At 69.6% G+C, this 18311-nt stretch carries 16 protein-coding genes; 5 read left to right on the top strand and 11 right to left on the bottom strand.

Translation table 11 applies throughout. From position 1 onward, the window contains the following. Window positions 1-3 precede the first annotated feature (3 nt). From NHN26_RS10445 to NHN26_RS10435, 3 genes are all read left to right on the top strand, one after another. Window positions 4-1446, top strand: coding sequence for an NAD-dependent succinate-semialdehyde dehydrogenase (locus NHN26_RS10445; RefSeq protein ID WP_253089426.1), 1443 nt, complete (start codon window positions 4-6; stop codon window positions 1444-1446). Window positions 1447-1455: 9 nt separating this feature from the next. Further along, on the top strand, window positions 1456-3174 hold the full coding sequence (locus tag NHN26_RS10440) for an IlvD/Edd family dehydratase (protein ID WP_253089425.1): 1719 nt from the start codon (window positions 1456-1458) through the stop codon (window positions 3172-3174). A gap of 1371 nt (window positions 3175-4545) precedes the next feature. Next, entirely contained in the window at window positions 4546-4926 is a 381-nt protein-coding gene (locus tag NHN26_RS10435) for a hypothetical protein (RefSeq protein WP_253089424.1), read from the top strand. 23 nt (window positions 4927-4949) lie between these two features. Here NHN26_RS10435 and NHN26_RS10430 read toward each other — a convergent pair whose 3' ends face one another. From NHN26_RS10430 to NHN26_RS10400, 7 genes are all read right to left on the bottom strand, one after another. Continuing rightward, window positions 4950-5519: a PqiC family protein gene (locus NHN26_RS10430; protein WP_253089423.1), complete on the bottom strand. Its 570-nt coding sequence runs from the start codon at window positions 5517-5519 to the stop codon at window positions 4950-4952. A 2-nt stretch (window positions 5520-5521) separates the two neighbouring features. After that, window positions 5522-7606 carry an MlaD family protein gene (locus NHN26_RS10425; RefSeq protein WP_253089422.1) on the bottom strand — a complete coding sequence of 695 codons (2085 nt, stop codon included), beginning with the start codon at window positions 7604-7606 and terminating at the stop codon, window positions 5522-5524. Beyond that, entirely contained in the window at window positions 7603-8232 is a 630-nt protein-coding gene (locus NHN26_RS10420; protein ID WP_253089421.1) for a paraquat-inducible protein A, read from the bottom strand. Before NHN26_RS10420 ends, NHN26_RS10425 begins: the two co-directional genes overlap by 4 nt. After that, complete coding sequence (locus tag NHN26_RS10415; protein WP_253089420.1) at window positions 8211-8873, bottom strand: paraquat-inducible protein A; 663 nt, start codon at window positions 8871-8873, stop codon at window positions 8211-8213. Before NHN26_RS10415 ends, NHN26_RS10420 begins: the two co-directional genes overlap by 22 nt. Before the next feature lie 66 nt (window positions 8874-8939). Beyond that, complete coding sequence (locus NHN26_RS10410) at window positions 8940-9836, bottom strand: DMT family transporter (protein WP_253089419.1); 897 nt, start codon at window positions 9834-9836, stop codon at window positions 8940-8942. Window positions 9837-9911: 75 nt separating this feature from the next. Continuing rightward, complete coding sequence (locus NHN26_RS10405; protein ID WP_132694502.1) at window positions 9912-10199, bottom strand: HU family DNA-binding protein; 288 nt, start codon at window positions 10197-10199, stop codon at window positions 9912-9914. A 127-nt stretch (window positions 10200-10326) separates the two neighbouring features. Next, entirely contained in the window at window positions 10327-11811 is a 1485-nt protein-coding gene (locus NHN26_RS10400) for an AMP nucleosidase (RefSeq protein WP_253089418.1), read from the bottom strand. Window positions 11812-11922: 111 nt separating this feature from the next. Between NHN26_RS10400 and NHN26_RS10395 the strand changes: the two genes are divergently transcribed. Beyond that, complete coding sequence (locus tag NHN26_RS10395; protein ID WP_253089417.1) at window positions 11923-12777, top strand: SDR family oxidoreductase; 855 nt, start codon at window positions 11923-11925, stop codon at window positions 12775-12777. Between the two features lie 31 nt (window positions 12778-12808). On the opposite strand, the gene NHN26_RS10390 is transcribed toward NHN26_RS10395, so the two are convergent. From NHN26_RS10390 to NHN26_RS10380, 3 genes are read right to left on the bottom strand one after another with little or no spacing between them, the layout of a single operon-like run. After that, the gene (locus NHN26_RS10390) at window positions 12809-13873 is read right to left on the bottom strand and encodes a TRAP transporter substrate-binding protein (RefSeq protein ID WP_253089416.1); all 1065 of its coding nucleotides are present in this window, start codon (window positions 13871-13873) and stop codon (window positions 12809-12811) included. Window positions 13874-13890: 17 nt separating this feature from the next. Beyond that, window positions 13891-15432, bottom strand: a complete 1542-nt coding sequence (locus NHN26_RS10385) for a TRAP transporter large permease (protein WP_253089415.1) — start codon at window positions 15430-15432, stop codon at window positions 13891-13893. Further along, window positions 15429-15935, bottom strand: a complete 507-nt coding sequence (locus NHN26_RS10380) for a TRAP transporter small permease subunit (RefSeq protein ID WP_253089414.1) — start codon at window positions 15933-15935, stop codon at window positions 15429-15431. Before NHN26_RS10380 ends, NHN26_RS10385 begins: the two co-directional genes overlap by 4 nt. Window positions 15936-16047: 112 nt before the next feature. Here NHN26_RS10380 and NHN26_RS10375 point away from each other — a divergent pair, with 112 nt between their 5' ends. Then, window positions 16048-17664 (top strand): FAD-dependent oxidoreductase, encoded by a 1617-nt coding sequence (locus NHN26_RS10375; RefSeq protein WP_253089413.1) that lies wholly within the window; start codon window positions 16048-16050, stop codon window positions 17662-17664. A 4-nt stretch (window positions 17665-17668) separates the two neighbouring features. On the opposite strand, the gene NHN26_RS10370 is transcribed toward NHN26_RS10375, so the two are convergent. Further along, window positions 17669-18307: an aspartate/glutamate racemase family protein gene (locus NHN26_RS10370; protein ID WP_253089412.1), complete on the bottom strand. Its 639-nt coding sequence runs from the start codon at window positions 18305-18307 to the stop codon at window positions 17669-17671. Between the last annotated feature and the right edge of the window lie 4 nt (window positions 18308-18311).

Genomic DNA, 18311 nt, shown 5'->3' with positions numbered 1-18311 from the left:
CACATGTATCACGATCTGGACCTGTTCATCGGCGGCGACTGGCGCGCGGCGAGCGATGGCGCGACCCGCGGCGTCCACGACCCCGCGACCGAGGAACAGCTTGGCACCATCGCGGTGGCGACCGAGGCCGATATCGACGCGGCCCTTGCCGCCGCCCAGGCGGGCTTCGCCCAGTGGCGGCAGACCGGGACGTGGGAGCGGGGCGCGATCCTGCGCCGCGCGGCGGACCTGATCCGCGCGCGCGTGGACGAGATCGCCACGCTGATGTCGCTGGAGACCGGCAAGCCGCTGGCCGAGGCGCGGGGCGAGACAGGCGCCGCCGCCGACCAGTTCGAATGGTATGCCGAGGAGACCAAGCGCATCTACGGCCAGATCATCGAGGCGCGCACGCCCGATGCCCGCATGGCCGTGATCCATCAGCCCGTGGGCGTGGTCGCCGCCTTCAGCGCCTGGAACTTCCCCGCGCTGCTGCCCGCGCGCAAGATCGCCGCGGCGCTGGGCGCGGGCTGCGCGATCATCATCAAGCCCGCGGGCGAGGCCCCGGCCTCCTGCGCCGCGCTGGTCAAGGCGTGCCACGACGCCGGCGTGCCGCCGGGCGCGGTCAACTTCCTGACCGGCAATTCCGGCATGATCGCCGAACGCCTGATCGCGTCCCCCATCGTGCGCAAGGTCTCGGTCACGGGCTCTGTCCCGGTGGGCAAGGAGATCCTGCGGCTGGCGGCCGACGGCGTCAAACGCGTCTCGATGGAACTGGGCGGTCACGGACCTGTCCTGATCTTCGAGGACGTGGACCCCGAGAAGGTGGCCGAGACCTGTGCTGCCACCAAGTTCCGCAATTGCGGGCAGGTCTGCATCTCGCCCACGCGGTTCTACGTCCACGAGAGCCACTACGCCCGCTTTTCGGCCCGCTTCGCGGAAGTGGCGAACGGCCTGAAACTCGGCCGCGGGCTGGACGAGGGCGTGCAGATGGGGCCGATGGCGAATGCCCGCGGCCTGGCCACGATCCAGGACCTCGTGGCCGACGCGGTGGACCGGGGCGCGGACATCCTTGCCGGCGGCCGCCGCCCCGAGGGCATCAACCGCGGCTTCTTCTTCGCCCCCACGGTGCTGGGCCACGTCCCCGACGACGCCCGCGTGATGCACGAGGAACCCTTCGGCCCCATCGCCCCCATCACCAGTTTCCGCGACTATGACGAGGTGATGGAACGCGCCAACGCGCTGCCCTTCGGGTTGGCCGGTTACGTCTTTTCCAACGATCTGACCACGGCCACGCGGGCCTACGAAGACCTCGAATGCGGCATGATCGGCGTGAACGAGATGCTGCTCGCCACCGCCGAGGCGCCCTTCGGCGGCATGAAGGAAAGCGGGATGGGGCGCGAGGGCGGCTCGCTGGGGCTCCACGACTATCTGGAGCCGAAATACCTCAAGATGAAACTCGCGCGGTAAGGGGTTCACATGAGTGAAGACGACACGGGCCGGGGCCTTGCCCGCGGGCTGACGAATTACGGCGACCGGGATTTCTCGGTCTACCTGCGCAATTCCTTCGCGGCCTCGATGGGCTATTCCCGCGAGGTGCTGAAGAAACCCATCGTGGGGATCGCCAACAGCGCGTCGGGCTTCAACAACTGCCACCGGCATTTCCCCGAACTGATCGAGGCGGTCAAACGGGGCGTCCTGCTGGGCGGCGGGCTGCCCATCGAGTTTCCGACGATCTCGCTGGGCGAGGTGTTCCTGAACCCCACCTCGCTGAAATTCCGCAACCTGATGGCGATGGACACCGAAGAGATGATCCGCGCCCAGCCGATGGATGCGGTCGTTATGGTGGGCGGCTGCGACAAGACCGTGCCCGCGCAACTGATGGGCGCGGCCTCGGCCGACCTGCCGGCGGTGCAGCTGGTGGCGGGGCCGATGATGACCTCGCGCTACGGCACCGAACGGCTGGGCGCCTGCACCGATTGCCGGCGGTTCTGGGGGAAATACCGCGCGGGCGAGATTTCCACTGAGGAAATCAACGAGATTGAGGGGCGGCTGGCCACGACCGCGGGCACCTGCGCGGTGATGGGCACGGCCTCGACCATGGCCTGCATCGCCGAGACGCTGGGCATGGCGCTGCCGGGCACCGCGGCCATTCCCGCCGTCCACGCCGACCGCCTGCGCGCGGCCGAGGCTTCTGGTCTGGCCGCCGCGCGGATGATCGACGCCCCGATCCGGCCGAGCCAGGTCATCACCGAAAGGTCGGTGGAAAACGCGCTCCGCGTGTTGCTGGCGCTGGGCGGGTCCACCAACGCGATCATCCACCTGACGGCGGTCGCGGGGCGGCTGGGCATCGACATTCCGCTGTCCCGGCTCAACGAGCTTTCCGACGAAACCCCGGTGCTGGTGAACCTGAAACCCGTCGGCAACCATTACATGGAGGATTTCTTCTTCGCGGGCGGCGTCGGCGCCGTGCTGCGGGAACTGAAACCCTTGCTGCATCTCGACACGCTGACCGTCACCGGCGAAACGCTGGGCGACCGGCTGGAAAACGATCCCGGTTTCGTCGACCGCAACGTGATCGCCTCGGCCGACGCGCCGCTGGAACCCCAGGGCGGGCTTGTGGCGCTGTTCGGCAACCTCGCCCCGCGCGGCGCGATCCTGAAACGCTCGGCCGCCGACAAGACCCTGTTCGAACACGAGGGCAGGGCGGTGGTCTTTTCCTCGCTTGGCGATCTCGCCGCGCGGGTGGACGACCCCGATCTCGACATCGGCCCCGACGACATCATGGTCTTGCAGAACGCCGGGCCCAAGAGCGCGTCGGGCATGCCCGAGGCGGGCTATCTGCCGATCCCGAAGAAGCTGTCCTCGAAGGGCGTCAAGGACATGATCCGCATCTCGGACGCGCGGATGTCGGGCACCGCCTTCGGCACGATCGTGCTGCATGTCGCGCCCGAGGCGGCGATCGGCGGGCCGCTCGCCCTGGTGCGCACCGGCGACCGGATCAGGCTGTCGGTGGCCGGGAAGCGGATCGAACTGCTGGTGGACGCGGCCGAGCTTGACCGCCGCCGCGCGGACTGGACGCCCGACATCGTGCCCCCCGAGGCGCGGCGGGGCTATGACCGGCTTTACGCCGAGCATGTCCTCCAGGCCGACGAGGGCTGCGATTTCGGCTTTCTGCAACCCGTGCCGGAGGGCTGAGTTGCCGAAGGGACACGGCCCGGTCCGTGCCGGGGCATTCGGCGGGGGTTTGGGCCGGAACTGCGACGTTGTGCCAAAGGGGGCCTTTGGGTAAAATTCCACCCGGGGATGTGCGGCAGTTTTTCCGACGCTGTGGCCGGTCGGCCGGTCCGGAACCTGTAGGACGGTTGCGCCGATCGGATGCCCCACTTGGGGGTGGGCGGAATGGGCGAGAGGATTGGAGCGGATTCGCCGCCGTCCGGACCCGACTTGGCCGGGTCGGAACGGGCGAGGGTCATCGAACTTCTGAATTCCGAGGCGTGGCAGAAGCGCCTGGAGGAAGCGCGCCTTCAACGCGAGAAGGTGCTTGCCGAAAAGGCGTCCCGGACAAGGGGTTGTGCGGCCCCGGATGCGGGAGAGCGCGGCAAGGACCGGCCCGACGCGGTCCCGGCCCCTGTCGCGGCGCCGCGCCGGTCATCGCAGGAAGGCGATGCCTCAACGGGGCAGGCGGCAAGGTCCTCGGACCGAGACGCTGAACTGGTCCCCGCGCGACCGTCCCGCACGGCGTCGGTGCGTGGGCCGATACTCACGGTCGCGAATCGGATCGCAGATCGCGTGTCCGAAGCGCCGCGGCTGGAGATGGCGCTTGCCCAGGCCCGGGCCGCGGAACGGGGTGGCGCGGATCGGCGGCATGGCCGACTCCGCAGGGCCGTGCTGGTCCTTGCCGCCTTTGCCCTGGGTCTGGTCGTCGGCATCGCCGCGATGCAGCTTGTCGGCATGACGGATCGCCGCGCGGTGCCGGTCGGCGCATGGCCCGACCCCTCGCGGCCGACGCTCGCAACGGTTCTGCCGACCGAAACCGGCGCGCCGTCGCGGGATGCCGCATCGGGGCTGCCCGCAAGTTCGGCACCCGTGCTGCCCCGACCCGGACAGCTATCCGTCTCGGCGCTCGAGCTGCCGCTCGCCGGGGAACCGCCAGCAGGGACAGCCGGACCCGATCCGCCTCCCATCGGCCCGGCCGGACCCGGAACGATGCGCGCGGCCGGAACGATGCCCGACCTGCCCCCCGCCCGGGTTGCGACGGCGGGTCTATTGCGCCCGCCAGCCGCAATGACGGTCGCACATGCCCTGTCCCGGGCGCCTCTCGTCGAGGCGGCGTCGTTCCCCTTGTCAGCCGCATTTCCGGGTCCGGTCTTCCCTCCCCGGGCCGCCCGTCTGTCCACGCCACCTGCGGCGTTTGCCGGTTCGGTCCCGGTCGCGCCTGTGCCCATTGCCGCCCCCTGGGTCGGCGGCCCGGCAGCGACCGCCCCGCAAGCGGATCCACCGGCCGCGAGGCTTCCGGCGCCTGAAGGCGCCGTTTCCGTGGCGGGGCCGCCGCGCGCTCCGGCGGACATGTCTTTCCCCGTCCGTCCGCCGGACGCCCAACCTGCGAAGGCGCCGCTGCCGCCGGTAAAGGACGTCTTCGTCAGCGTCTTCATTCCGCATTCGGTGTCCGAGGGCGGCGTGGCCCAAGTGGTCGCGACGCTGGTCAGGGCCGGGTACGACATGGCACAGCCCGCCCGTGTGCGGGTTGCGATCCGCGAAACCGATGTGCGCTTTTTCTACCGCCAGGATGCCGAGGCGGCCCGGATGCTGGCCCGGCGGCTGGGTGGTGTGGCCCGCGATTTCACCGACTCGCCCAGAAAGCCAAGACCCGGTCGGCTGGAACTCTGGGTCGCGGAGGGGCCGCGGACCGGGGCTGCGGGCAACGGCCAGATCGACGGCACGAGATAGACGCTCGGTTCGCCGCGCCGACTCTAACGCAGCCCTTCGCGCGCGATCAGCGCCGCAAGGTCGCGCAGTGCCTCGCCGCGCGCGGCGGCGATGGCGGCCGGGCCCCCGCCCGGGACAATAGCAGTCGTGATGGCAAAGCTGCCCGAACGCCCGCGCCGCCCCTGTTCGGGGGCCACGAAATACTGGCCCGACAGCCGGAACCGGCCTTCCGTCTCGGCCAGCATGTCGGAAACGCGCACCTCTAGCGTGGCATCGGCGCGCTCGAAGAAGGGCCAGGGTTCGGCAGCGACCGTCGCGCCGGTCATCCGGCCCAGATAGCGCGCCAGATCGCCGGTGATCGCGCGGGCCGGATCGTCGGCCCAGAGCACCGCGGGCGCGGGCGCCAGCGCCCCGTCCGCGCCGCGGACATGAATTTCGTCCGAAGCGGCATAGGCGGGCAGCGCCACCTCGCGCAGCGCGATGGTCGCAAAGGCCGAGGGCAGGCGCGGGCCTGCGACCGGCGCTTCCGGCACGGTGTAGCGCAGGGGCGGGGTGCCGGCGCAGCCCGCGGCAAGGGTGGCCAGCGCAAGGGCGAGCAGGGGGGCGTGTTTCATCTCTAGCGTCCGAACAGGATCGAATTGGGATTGCGTTCCAGCGTCCGCGCCAGCGTCGAGACGGCGCGGGCGGCGCGCTCGACCTCGCGGATCGCGGGGCCAAGGTCACGACCGACCCCGCGCGTCGCGTCATAGTCGCGGATCGTGGCGGCGGCCTCGTCCAGCACGGCGCGGGCACGGTTCAGAAGGGCGGGCAGGTCTTCGGCGGCGGCCGAGAACCCGTCGGCGGCGGCCCGTGCCGAGGCGAGCGTTGCATTGGCGTTCTCGATCACGCCGCCGTCGCGCAGCTCGGCCAGCACATTGCGCAACTCGGCCAGCGCGGCCGACAGATCGGCAGGCAGGGCGCGGGCGGCATCGGTATCGACCAGCCGCGCGGCCGCGTCCATCAGCGCCGAAAGCCGCGCGGCCAGTTCGTCCAGCGGCACGGTCTCGGCATTCTCGGCGATTGCGGTCAGGCGGGCCACCAGGTCGGGCACGCCCTCGACCGTGCTTTCGACCCGTGCGGCGGCGGCGGCGGCCGCGTCGATGGCCGCGCCCAGCCGCCCGGCGGCATCGCTTTCGTTCAGCCGCGCGACCAGCGTTTCCAGTTCGCCCACCGCCGCCGAGAGCCGCCCGGGCAGCGCCTGCGCCTCGTCGGTGCCGACAAGCCCGCGCGCCTCGCCCAGCAGGGCGCGCACCTCTCCCGGCACGGCGCGGATATCCTCGCTTCCCGCCAGACGGGCAATATTGTCGAGCGCGGCGATGGCGCTTTCCATCACCTGTTCGATGGGCAAGGCATTGATACGGTTATAGATCCCCTCGGCGGTGGCGGCGGCATCGGCGATCTCGGCCGGCGCGGTCGGCAGGACCGGGTTCGGGCTTGCCGCGCGATCCAGTGCGGCGGGCAGCGCATCGGCCATCTCGACCAGTTCGACCTTCAGCCCGCCGGTCAGCAGCGAGGCCGTGACCAGCCGCGCGCGCAGCCCCTCGTCCACGCGGGCGGCAAGGTAATCAAGCGCGGCTTCGGGGTCGGGCCTGCCGTCAAGGCCCAACTGGCCCGGCCGGATCGCCAGCGTCGCGGTCAGGCGCACCCGCTCGTCGCCGAAGCGCGCGGCATCCACGATCCCGCCCAGCGCCGTGACCTTGCCGATGCGGATGCCGCCCAGGTCCACGGGCGCGTCCACGGCTAGACCGCTGACATTCTCCTCGAAGATCACGGTCAGCGTCAGCAACTCGCCCTCATCCGCGCCGAACAGGCTGGCGCGCGCCGCGGCTTCGTCGGAATAGACGTTGAACTGCGTGCCCGGCTCGACCGGCGCGCCCCCCGAAACCACGGTGCGGAAGGTGATCCCGCCCGAGACCAGCGAGGCGATCGAGTCGAAATCGAGCCGCGCGCCCCCCGGCCCCAGCGAGAAGCGGAAACCCGAGGTATCCCAGAACCGCGTTGCCGAGGAAATCAGCCGGTCATGCGGGGCGAAGATGATGGCCTCGGCCTCGACCGTGGCGCCGTCCTCGGACACTTCGGCCCGGCCGATCCGGCCGACCTCGATGCCGCGATAGACGATGGGCGCCTCGGCCGTCAGCGAGGCCGAGCCTGCCGCACGCAACCGCAGCCGGAGCGCGGCGCGCCCCTCGCGGTTCAGCGGTGCGGTGGTCGAAGCCTCGTGGCGCTGGACGAAGCCGCGGGGCGTGTCGTCCCAGATGCCCTCGATGAAGGTGCCCGACAGCACGGTTTCCAGCCCCGACACGCCGCGCGGCGTCACCTCGGCGCGGACCACCCAGAATTGCGCGTCCTCGTCCACGAATTCGGCCACGTCGCGATCCAGCCGGACGCCGACCAGCACCCGGTCCAGCCCCTCGGTGAAGGCGACGCTTTCCACGATCCCCACGGTCACGTCGCGATAGCGCAGCTCGGTCTCGCCCGCGCGGATGCCCGAGGCGGTCTCGAACACCAGCTCCAGAAGCGGGCCGCGTTCGGCATAGCTGTTCCAGGCCACCCCCAGCGCGATCGCCAGCGCCGCGGCCGGGATCACCCAGACGATGGAGAGCCGTTCCACAAGGCTGCGGCGGGCGGGCTCGACGGGGGTTTCGGGCGGCAGGTCGGTCATGCGCGGCGCCCCTCCCGCGCGGCGTCCCAGATCAGGCGGCTGTCGAAGCTTTGTGCCGACAGCATGGTGAAGATCACCGAAAGCGCAAAGAACAGGCTGGCCGGGCCCGGGCTGACCGAGGCGACGGCGCCAAGCTGCACCAGCGAGGCAAGGATCGCGACCACGAAGACGTCGATCATGGACCAGCGGCCGATATATTCCACCACCTGGTAAAGCTGTTGGCGGCGGCTGCCGGACAGCGCGCTGCCATGGCGCACGCCCAGCGCCAGCATGGCAATGGCCAGGAACTTGCCCAGCGGGATTGCGACCGAGGCGGTCAGGATCACCAGCGCGATGCCCCAGTTGCCGTGGCGGGCCAGGTCGACCGCGCCGCCGATGATCGTGGCCTCCTGCGAGGCGACGAGCGTGCGGGTGGACAGCATCGGGTAGAGATTGGCGGGCACATAGGCGATCACGCCGACCAGCCACCACGCCCAGACCCGTTGCAGCGCCATCGGCGCGCGCGTGTGCAACCGATGCCCGCAGCGCCCGCAGCGATCCGTGCCCGCGGGCCAGACCCGGGTGCAGCTTGTGCAGGCCACCAGCCCCATCTCGCGCGCGGTTCTCAGCGTTCCAGCGATTTCCATACCGAATACCTGCACATGAATCCGTCCTGCACCACCACCAGAACGACAAGGGCGGCGAACATCCAGAAGGCGGGGCCGAAATGGACTTGCGCCAGATCGGCGATCTTGACCAGCGCGACCGCACAGCCGATGACGAAGATCTCGGCCATCGACCAGGGCCGCAGGTCCTCGGACAGCCGGAACGCGGCGGCGGCATGGGGCGCGGGCGGACGGTCCAGAACGACCGGGCCGAGCACATAGATCACCAGAAGCGCGCGCAGCACCGGGATGAAGACGATCAGCGCCGCCACCGCCAGCGCAAGGATCGCGACCGGCCCGGTTGCGGCAAAGGCCAGCGCGGCGTCAAGCACCGAACTGGCATTGCTGCGCCCCGCCGCCTCGATGGCGAGGAAGGGGGCCAGCGTTGCCGCCACCACCAGCACCACGACCGCCACGGCGACCGCGATCAGGTGCTGGCCCGCCCGGCGACGCGGCGCGATCAGCACCGTCTTGCAGGATGCGCAGACCGCGCGCTCGCCGGGGCCGGGCTGGACCGCGCGATAGACCGCATCGCAGCGCGGGCAGGCGATCAGCGCGGCCAGGTCCGGCCCGGCGGCATTCGGAGCAGGGGGTGTGGTTTGCGGCTCGTCAAAGGGGGTCATGGGCACCAGCATAGGGGGCGGCGCGGCGTTATCCAACGCTTTACGGGCGAGCGCCCCCGTGGACGGTCAGCCTTGGCGGTCGGACGGCGCGGTCGTGCGGGTCTGTTTCGACAATTGCACGGCCAGGATTCCCGCCATGATGACGACGACACCCGTCACGTCCAGCGGCCCCAGCGTCTCGCCCAGCAGGAGCGCGGCGATGGACACGCCGAAGAACGGGCTGAGGAAGTGGAAGGTCGCCGCCCGCACCGCGCCGATCCGGCGCACCAGCAGGAACCAGATCAGCGTGGCGACGAGACCCGGAAAGATCGTCGTGTAGGCAAAGGCAAGGACCAGCGGCCAGCCCCAGCGCACCTCGGGGCTTTCGCCCGCTACGGCGGAGGCCAGTGCCAGCGCCGCCGCGCCCACCAGCATCTGGAGCCCGACGATCATCAGCACATTGCCGCCCGACGAGGCGCTCCGGACCGCCAGCGTCGCCGCGGTCAGCGCAAAGACCCCGCCGATGCACAGCAACAACCCATAGAGATCGACGCCGCCGGTGATCCGGCTGCCCATGATGATCGCCACCCCGGCAAAACCGATCACCAGCCCCAGCGTGCCCAGCGGCCGCACCTTTTCGCGCAGCACCAGCCAGCCGAACAGCGCCACCAGAAGCGGCATGGTGGACGCGATGATCGCCGCCATCGAGGCTTCGAGCGTTTGCATCGCGACGAAGTTCAGGCCCAGATACAGCGCGTTCTGGCTGATGCCGAAGATCAGCGTGGCACGCCATTGCTCGCGCGTCAGCCGCCAGCTTTGCCCCAGCGCCAGCGCTATCCCGATGCCCAGAAGCCCCGAGATCAGGAAGCGCAGCGCCAGTGCGCCAAGGGGCGGGGTATCGGCGACGATGATCCGCGCCGAGGTGAAGGCCGAGGCCCAGATGAAGGCGAAGGCCAGGCCCATCGCCAGCGCGCGCAGATCCATTGCTCCCCCCAAAGCGAAAGGGCCGCCACGCGGGCGACCCTGAACCGTTTCCGGCAGCGCGGAAAGGCTTGGGCCTCAGCCGTTCACGCTGTCCTTCAGGGCCTTGGCAATGGTCATCTTGACGACCTTGTCCGAGGGCTTCTGGAACTGCTCGCCGGTGGCAGGGTTGCGCACCATGCGCTCGGGCCGCTCGCGGCAGTAGATCTTGCCCACGCCCGGCAGGGTCACCGAGCCGCCCGCCGCCACTTCGCGGGTGATGATGCTGGTCACCGCGTCCAGTGCCGCCGTCGCGGTCTTCTTGTCAGCGCCCATTTCTTCGGCCAGGGCCGCGACGAGCTGGGTCTTGGTCATCGGTTTCGACATCTAGGGTCTCCTCGTTCGTGCCCTCTGTGGGGGCTCATCCTGGGGATTAAACTCGATATTGCGGCGGCACACAACGATTTGTGGATTGAAATCACCGGTTTTCACGCATTTTGTGGGCGTTTTCCGCCTAGAGGAAGGCCGTTTCCTCGAAGCTGCGCAGCTTGCGGCTGTGAATCCGCTCCAGCGGCATGTCGCGCAACCGCTCCATCGCGCGGATTCCGATGGCCAGATGGCGCGAGACCTGGGTCTTGTAGAAGTCGCTGGCCATGCCCGGCAGCTTGAGTTCGCCATGCAGCGGCTTGTCCGATACGCATAGAAGCGTGCCATAGGGCACCCGGAACCGGAACCCGTTGGCCGCAATGGTCGCGCTTTCCATGTCCAGCGCGATGGCGCGCGACTGTGACAGCCGCTGCACCGGGCCGGACTGGTCGCGCAGCTCCCAGTTGCGGTTGTCGATGGTGGCCACCGTGCCGGTGCGCATGATGCGCTTGAGTTCATAGCCGTCAAGCTGCGTGATCTGCGCCACCGCCTCCTGAAGGGCCACCTGGATTTCCGCGAGCGCCGGGATCGGCACCCAGACCGGCAGATCGTCGTCCAGAACGTGATCGTCACGCAGATAGCCATGCGCCAGCACGAAATCGCCCAGCCGCTGGCTGTTGCGCAGCCCGGCGCAATGGCCGACCATGATCCAGGCATGCGGGCGCAGGACCGCGATATGGTCGGTCGCCGTCTTTGCGTTCGAGGGGCCGACGCCGATATTGACCAGCGTGATGCCCTGCCCGTCGGCGCGTTTCAGGTGATAGGTCGGCATCTGCGGCAGCTTGGCCGGGGCGGGCAGGGGCGCGTCGGGCGCGGTGATCTCGGCATTGCCGGGGCCGACGAAGGCGGTGTAGCCCGAGGCCGGATCGGCCAGCGCGGCTCGGGCGAACGCCTCGAATTCCTCGACATAGAATTGGTAGTTGGTGAACAGGACGTGGTTCTGGAAATGTTCCGGTGCCGTGGCGGTATAATGTTCAAGCCGCGCCAGCGAATAATCCACCCTCTGCGCGGTAAAGGGGGCCAGCGGGCGGGCAGCCCCCTCGGCCAGCGCCAGCGTGCCGTTCACGATGTCGTCGTTCGTGGTGTTCAGATCGGGCACGTCGAACAGATCGCGCAGCGGATAGTCAAGAACGCCCTCTTGCGGGACGGACAGCCCGGTTTCGCCCGTCACCGCGAAATGCACCGGGATCGGCGTCTCTGACGGACCGATCACCACGGTCTGGCCGTGATTGGCGATCAACAGGCCGATCTGCTGGCGCAGGTAATTGGCGAACAGGTCCGGCCGCGTGATCGTCGCGGCATAGGTTCCGGGCTCGGCGACATGGCCAAAGCTCAGGCGGCTGTCGACCTGCGCATGGGTCGCGGTTGAAAAGCGCACCTGCGGATAGACCGCGCGGAACCGTGCCCTCGGCGCCTGGCCCGCAAGGGTTTCGCGGAAACGCTCGCGCAGGAAACTGCGCGAGGTCTGGTAGATCCCGGCCAGACGCGCGACCGCCGCCCCGGCATCGGTGAACGCCTCCGCTCCGGGCAGTTCGGGGCCGACAAGCGGCAGTTCATCGGCATGGTCCTGCATCTATGTGGCGTCCCTGGGCTGTGCCGGGACAGGTTTCACGCTTTGGCCGCCCGGCGCAAGCCCTGCGCGCGCCCCCTTGCCGCGCGGCGCCGGGCGCGCGATGCTGGGCGCATGACAGGAACGCTTCTTTCCATCGGGCATGGCTATTCCGCGCGCGAACTGGGCCGGGTGCTTGGCCCGGGCTGGCGCGTGATCGGCACTACCCGCAGCCCGGCGCGGGCGCACGAGCTGCGCGCCGAAGGGGTCGAGCCGGTGATCTGGCCCGGCGACGATCTGCGCCCGGCGCTGGCCGCGGCGACCCATGTCTTGAGTTCCGTGCCGCCCGGGGCTGGTGGCGATCCGGTGGTGGCCGCGCTGGGCGAGGCGCTGTGCGCGGCCCGGCATCTGGTCTGGGTCGGCTACCTGTCCACAACGGGGGTCTATGGCGACCATCGGGGCGGCTGGGTCGACGAGGCGACGCCGCTGACGCCTGCCACCGGGCGCGGTGCGGCACGCGTGGCGGCCGAGGCGGAATGGGCGGGGCTGGGCCTGCCGCTGCACATTTTCCGGCTGCCGGGCATCTATGGTCCGGGCCGGTCTGCCATCGACCGGCTGCGCGAGGGCAATGCGCAGCGGATCGTCAAGGAGGGGCAGGTCTTCTCGCGCATCCATGTCGAGGATATCGCGCAGGTGCTTGCCGCCTCGATGGCGCGGCCGAATCCCGGTGCGGTCTACAACGTCGCCGATGACGAACCCGCGCCCGCGCAGGACGTGATCGCCTTTGCCGCGAGGATGCTGGGCCTGCCGGTGCCGCCCGAGATCCCGTTCGAGGCCGCCGATCTGGGCCCGATGGCCGCCAGTTTCTACGCGGAATCCAAGCGGGTGCGCAACGACCGGATCAAGACGGAACTCGGCATCCACCTGCGCCATCCCGATTACCGGGCGGGGCTGGCCGCGATCCTCGAAGGCGAGACCCGCGAAGGCTAGGGCCGGCCGCCTGGGCGACCGGCCCCGATGCTCAGATCCGGCCCGCAAGCAGCGGCAGGGTCATTTCGCCGGCATAGTCGCGCGCCTGGGCCAGATAGGCGTCATAGCTTTCGCGCACCTTCGCGACATCGGCATTCGCCGCGGTCAGGTCGTCCTGAACCTCGGCCCAGGCGTTCCGCAGCGCGGCGATCACGTCCTCGGGGAAGGGCAGGAACCGCACGCCCTGCGCCTTGAGATCGGCCATCGCCTTGGCGTTGTAATAGTCGAACTGCGCCTGCACCTCGAGGGCTGCGGCATAGGCCGCCGCCTCGCAGATCGCTTGCAGGTCGGGGGTCAGTTCGGCCCAGGCATCGGCGTTGAAGACGATGGCCAGCCCCGCGCCCGGCTCGTTGAAGGCGGGAACATAGCACAGATCCGTCAGCTTTTGCAGCCCGAAGGCCTGATCCAGCATCGGCCCGACCCATTCGGCGGCGTCGATCGCGCCCGATTGCAGCGCCTGGAATATCTCGGGCGGGGGCATCAGCACAGCGTTCACGCCAAGCTTGCGATAGATCTCGCCGCCCAGCCCGGCGATGCGCATGTTCATGCCGCGCAGGCTGTCGACGCTTTCGACGGGGCGCTTGAACCAGCCGCCGGACTGGGTGTTGGAATTGCCCGAATAGAAGGGCTTGAGATTGCGCTGGGCATAGATCTCGTCCCAGATCGCCTGTCCGCCGCCCCAGCGCAGCCACGCGAAATGCTCGGCCGAAGTCATCCCGAAGGGAACGCCCGTGAACCAGTGCAGCGCCGGGTTCTTGCCCGCCGCGTAATAGGTCGGCCCGTGGCCCACCGGCGCGTTGCCTGCCTGAACCGCATCCTCGACCGCGAAGGCGGGCACCAGTTCGCCCGCGCCATGCACGGTAAAGCTGAGCCGGCCGTCCGACATCGCGGCGACCTTCTCGGCGAAGGTCACGACATTGGTGCCGACGGCGGGGGCGTTCTTTGGAAAGGCGGTGGGCAGGTTCCAGGTGATCTTGCCCTGCGCAACGGCCGGGGCGGCCAGCGTGCCAGCGGCGGCGACACCGGCGCCAGTGGTCAGGAAGGTTCTGCGGTCCATGTCGGTCCTCTTCGGTCTCAGCGGAAAATCTGGTGCGGCAGCCATGTGGCAAGCCCGGGCCAGGCGATCAGAACCCCAAGGGCCGCCAACTGCAACAGGACAAAGGGGACAACGCCCCGATAGGTGTCGAGCGTGGTGATGTCGCGCGGCGCGACAGAGCGGAAATAGAACAGCGCAAACCCGAAGGGCGGGGTCAGGAACGAGGTTTGCAGGTTAATCGCGATCAGGATGGCGAACCAGATCGGCGAGATGTCGGTGCCCAGGATCGGCGGCCCCAGCAGGGGGACCACGATATAGATGATCTCGACCGCTTCCAGCAGGAACCCCAACAGGAAGATCAGCACCATCACCAGCGCTATCGCGCCATAGGTGCCGCCGGGCAGGGCCGCCATCATCTCGGCCACCATCCGGTCGCCGCCGAAGCCGCGGAACACCAGCGCCAGAAGCGAGGCCGCGACCACGATGCCGAAGACCATGCCCGAGATGCGGATCGTCTCGGTCATCGCGCCTTGCAGAAGTCCCGCCCCCCAGAGCCGCACCGCCCCCCAGAGCGTGCCGAGCCCGATCACCAGCGCGGCGCCCAGTGCCGCCAGCGCCGCGGGGCTGCCCGGCGCGGCGCGGCCCATGCCGCCCATGCCGATCCCCACCAGCGCCAGCGCCGCGAGGCCCGCGCCCGCGATCAGCCAGCGGCCCGCGCGCAGCGGCTCGGCCGCATGGGCGGCCAGCAACAGCGCGCCGACCGCGCCCAGCCCCGCGGCCTCGGTGGTGGTGGCGACGCCCGCAAGGATCGAGCCCAGCACCGCCGCGATCAGCAGGACCGGCGGCAGGAAGGTGAACAGCACTTCGGCCGCGGGCACGGGGTCGCGCGGGGCGCGGGTTGCGCCGGGCAGGGGCCTCAGCCGCAACGCGACGTAAAGCGCGTAGAAGGCGACCAGCATCAGGCCGGGGACCAGCGCGCCCGCGAAAAGATCGCCGACCGAGACGGCATCGGGGGCGAAATTGCCCGCGCGTTGCTGCGCCTCGAGATAGACATTGCCGATCTGGTCGCCCAGCAGCACCAGCACGATCGAGGGCGGGATCACCTGGCCCAGCGTGCCGGAGGCGCAGATCAGCCCCGCCGCAAGCCGCTTGTCCACGCCCGCCGCGCGCATCGCGGGCAGGCCGATCAGCACCAGCATCACCACGGTCGCCCCGATGATGCCGGTGGACGCCGCGATCAGCGCCGAAAAGGCCAGCACGCTGAGCGCCATACCGCGCGACGATCCGCCGGTCAGCCGCGCCAGAACGCCCAGCATCCGCTCGGCCAGACGCGCGCGTTCCAGCAGCACGCCCATCAGGATGAACAGGGGCACTGCCATCAACAGCCGGTTCGACATCACCCCCCAGACCCGCGCGGGATAGAAGTTCAGGAATGAAAGGTCGAACATACCGAACGCCGCAGCGATCAGCGCCGTGACCAGCGGCACGCCCGCGATCGCCAGCATCGCCGGGATGCCGCTCAGGATACCCGCGAACAGGCCAAGGCCCATCGCCAGCAGGAAGCCCTCGGCCCCGGTCATTCGCTGACCCTCGGGGTCAGGAGCTGCGCGATGCCTTGCAGGATCATCATCGCCGCCGCCACCGGCAGCGCGGTCTTGACGAGGTAGAGCCCCGGCATGCCCCCGGTCTCGACCGAGCCTTCGCGGATCGACCAGGAATAGGCAAGCTCCGGCCAGTAGGCGCGGATCATCAGGCCGAAGACCGGGATCAGGAACAGGACCAGCGCAACGGCATCGGCCGCGCGCAGATAGGCCGTGGGCAGGCGTTCCGAGATCGCCTCGACCCGGACATGCCCGTTGCGCGCCAGCGTCACCGGCAACGAGAACGCCACCAGCACCGCAAAGGCATAACCCGCGGCATCCTGCAACTGGATGAAGCCCATGCCAAAGCCGTAGCGCAGCACCACGATGGCCAGCACCGCGCCGGTCAGGAACAGGCCCGCGCTGATGCACAGGGCCAGCGCGGCGCGGTCAAGCCAGCGGCAGAACGCCAGATAAGCTGAAAGGGGGCGGGACAGTGTCATCGGGCGGGCCTTGCCACAGCCTTGCGAAAAGGGCAATCGCGGCATGCGGCGAATGCCTCTGGCCCGTGGCGCCGGACGCGTTATGCTGCATCGCAGCAAGAAAGGGATCGCCATGGCGGATCGGATCGTCGTTCTGGGGGGCGGCTTCGGCGGCATGTATGCGGCGCGGGCGCTGCGAAAGCGGCTGGGCAAGTCGGTGCGGGTCGAGTTGATCAATGCAGACAACTATTTCGTCTTTCAGCCGCTTCTGCCCGAGGTCGGCGCGGGCTCGATCACGCCGGGCCATGCGGTTTCGCCGCTGCGGTTTCTGCTCAGGGGCGTGTTCGTGCGCAAGGCGCAGATCGACAGCGTGGATTTCGAACGCCGCATCGTCACCGTGTTCCAGGGCATCCAGCGCCGCCCGACCGAGGTGCGCTATGACCATCTGGTGATCGCGCTGGGGCAGGGGGTAGATCTGTCCCGCACCCCGGGGCTTGAGGAACACGCGCTCAAGATGAAGACGCTGGAGGATGCGCGGCGCCTGCGCGAGCATGTGATCGAGCAGCTCGAACATGCCCAGGTCAGCCAGGTGCCCGCGACCAAGCGCGGCGCGCTGACCTTCACCGTGATCGGCGGCGGGTTCTCGGGGGTCGAGACCGTGGGCGAGATGAAGGAACTGATCGACCGGTCGCTGAAATTCTATCCCCGCATCGACCCCTCGGAGGTGCGGGTGCAACTGGTCGAATTCGCCCCGCGCATCCTGAACGAGATGCCCGAGCGGCTGGCGCGTTATGCCGCCGGTCACCTGACCCGCCACGGGGTCGAGCTCAAGCTGAACACCGGCGTCGCCTCGGCCACGGGCACGCAGCTTGTCACCACGACCGGCGAGGTGATCGACACCCGCACCATCGTTGCCACCATCGGCAATTCGCCCCTGCCGGTTGTCGCGCGCATGGGCCTGCCCAGCCAGCATGGCCGCATCGCGGTGGACCGCACGCTGCGCGTCAAGGGGCATGACAATGTCTGGGCGCTGGGCGATTGCGCGCTGATCCCGCTGAAGGACGGCGCCGAGGCGCGCACCGATTTCGCGCCGCCCACCGCGCAATTCGCCGTGCGCGAGGCCGAGCGCATTGCCCGCAACATCGCCGCCGCCGTCAGGGGCAAGCCGGTCAGGCCCTTCGCCTACCGCTCGCGCGGATCGCTGGCATCGCTCGGCGCGCATCGCGGCGTGGCCGAGGTGTTCGGGATGCAACTGACCGGTTTCCCGGCCTGGGTGCTGTGGCGGTCCTATTACCTGGCGCTGCTGCCGGGGATAGGCACGCGGATCAAGGTCATGGTGAACTGGACGTTGGACATGCTGGGCGCGCGCAGCGTCGTGCAGTTGCGTGCCCTGCCGCGCGCGCCGATGCGCTATGCCCATTTCCGCGCGGGCGATATCGTCTATGAGGCCGGCCACCGCTCGGACGGGTTCTATTCGGTGATCTCGGGCGCGGTCGAGATGGAGCGGACCGACCCGGCGACCGGAGAGCGCCATGTGCGCCGGATCGGCCCCGGCGGGCATTTCGGCGAGCGGCTGATCCTTGGCGCGACGCGGCGCAAGACCACCGTGCGCGCGGTCGAGGACACAAGGGTTCTCGTGCTGAACCGCGAGGAATTCCTGATGCTGGCCGAGGGCTTCCCCGCCTTCCGCGAATATTTCCGCCCCTATATGGAGGCCCGCGGCGCCGAATGGCCGCCCAAGGCGGGCTGACGTCTCAGAGCGCCGCGATCAGCCGGGCCGCGCTTTCCACGCCGTCGATCACCGGCACCGGAAGGCTTGCGCGCAGATGCCCCGTCAGCCGCGCCATGCCTGCACAGCCCAGGACGACGGCGTCGATTCCATCCTCGGACACCGCGCGCGCGGCCTCGTCGGCGATGCGGGCAAAGGCGGCGTCGGGATCCTCTTCCAGCGCCAGAACCGGCACGGCGCTGGCGCGCACCCGGCCCAGATGCCCGCCAAGACCCGAGCCGTGGATATTGTCCTTGATGATCGGCACCGAAACCGACAGCGTGGTGACGACCGAGAACCGCCAGCCGCGCAGCGCCGCGATATGAAAGGCCGCCTGCCCGATGCCGATCACCGGACAGCGCGCCAGCCGCCGCGCCGCGTCAAGGCCGGTATCGTCGAAACAGGCGATCACAACCCCCGCAGCGCCCGCCCGATCGGCCTGCGCGACCAGGTCCAGCAGGGGCGGCACCGCGGCCGCGCCATCCTCGGAGCCCTGGATGGCAGCCGGGCCAAGGGTCGAGGTCCAGCCCTCGAACAGGGCGCCGGGCCGGGCGGCGCGGGCCATGGCAAGCACCTGGTCCGTCATCGCGGCGGTGGAATTGGGGTTGATGAAGACGTAGCCCATGCGC

Source organism: Rhodovulum tesquicola, assembly GCF_024128855.1.
GTDB classification, from domain to species: domain Bacteria; phylum Pseudomonadota; class Alphaproteobacteria; order Rhodobacterales; family Rhodobacteraceae; genus Rhodovulum; species Rhodovulum tesquicola.
The sequence above is the reverse complement of the archived record's forward strand: the minus strand, read 5'-3'. Positions and strand labels throughout refer to the sequence as shown.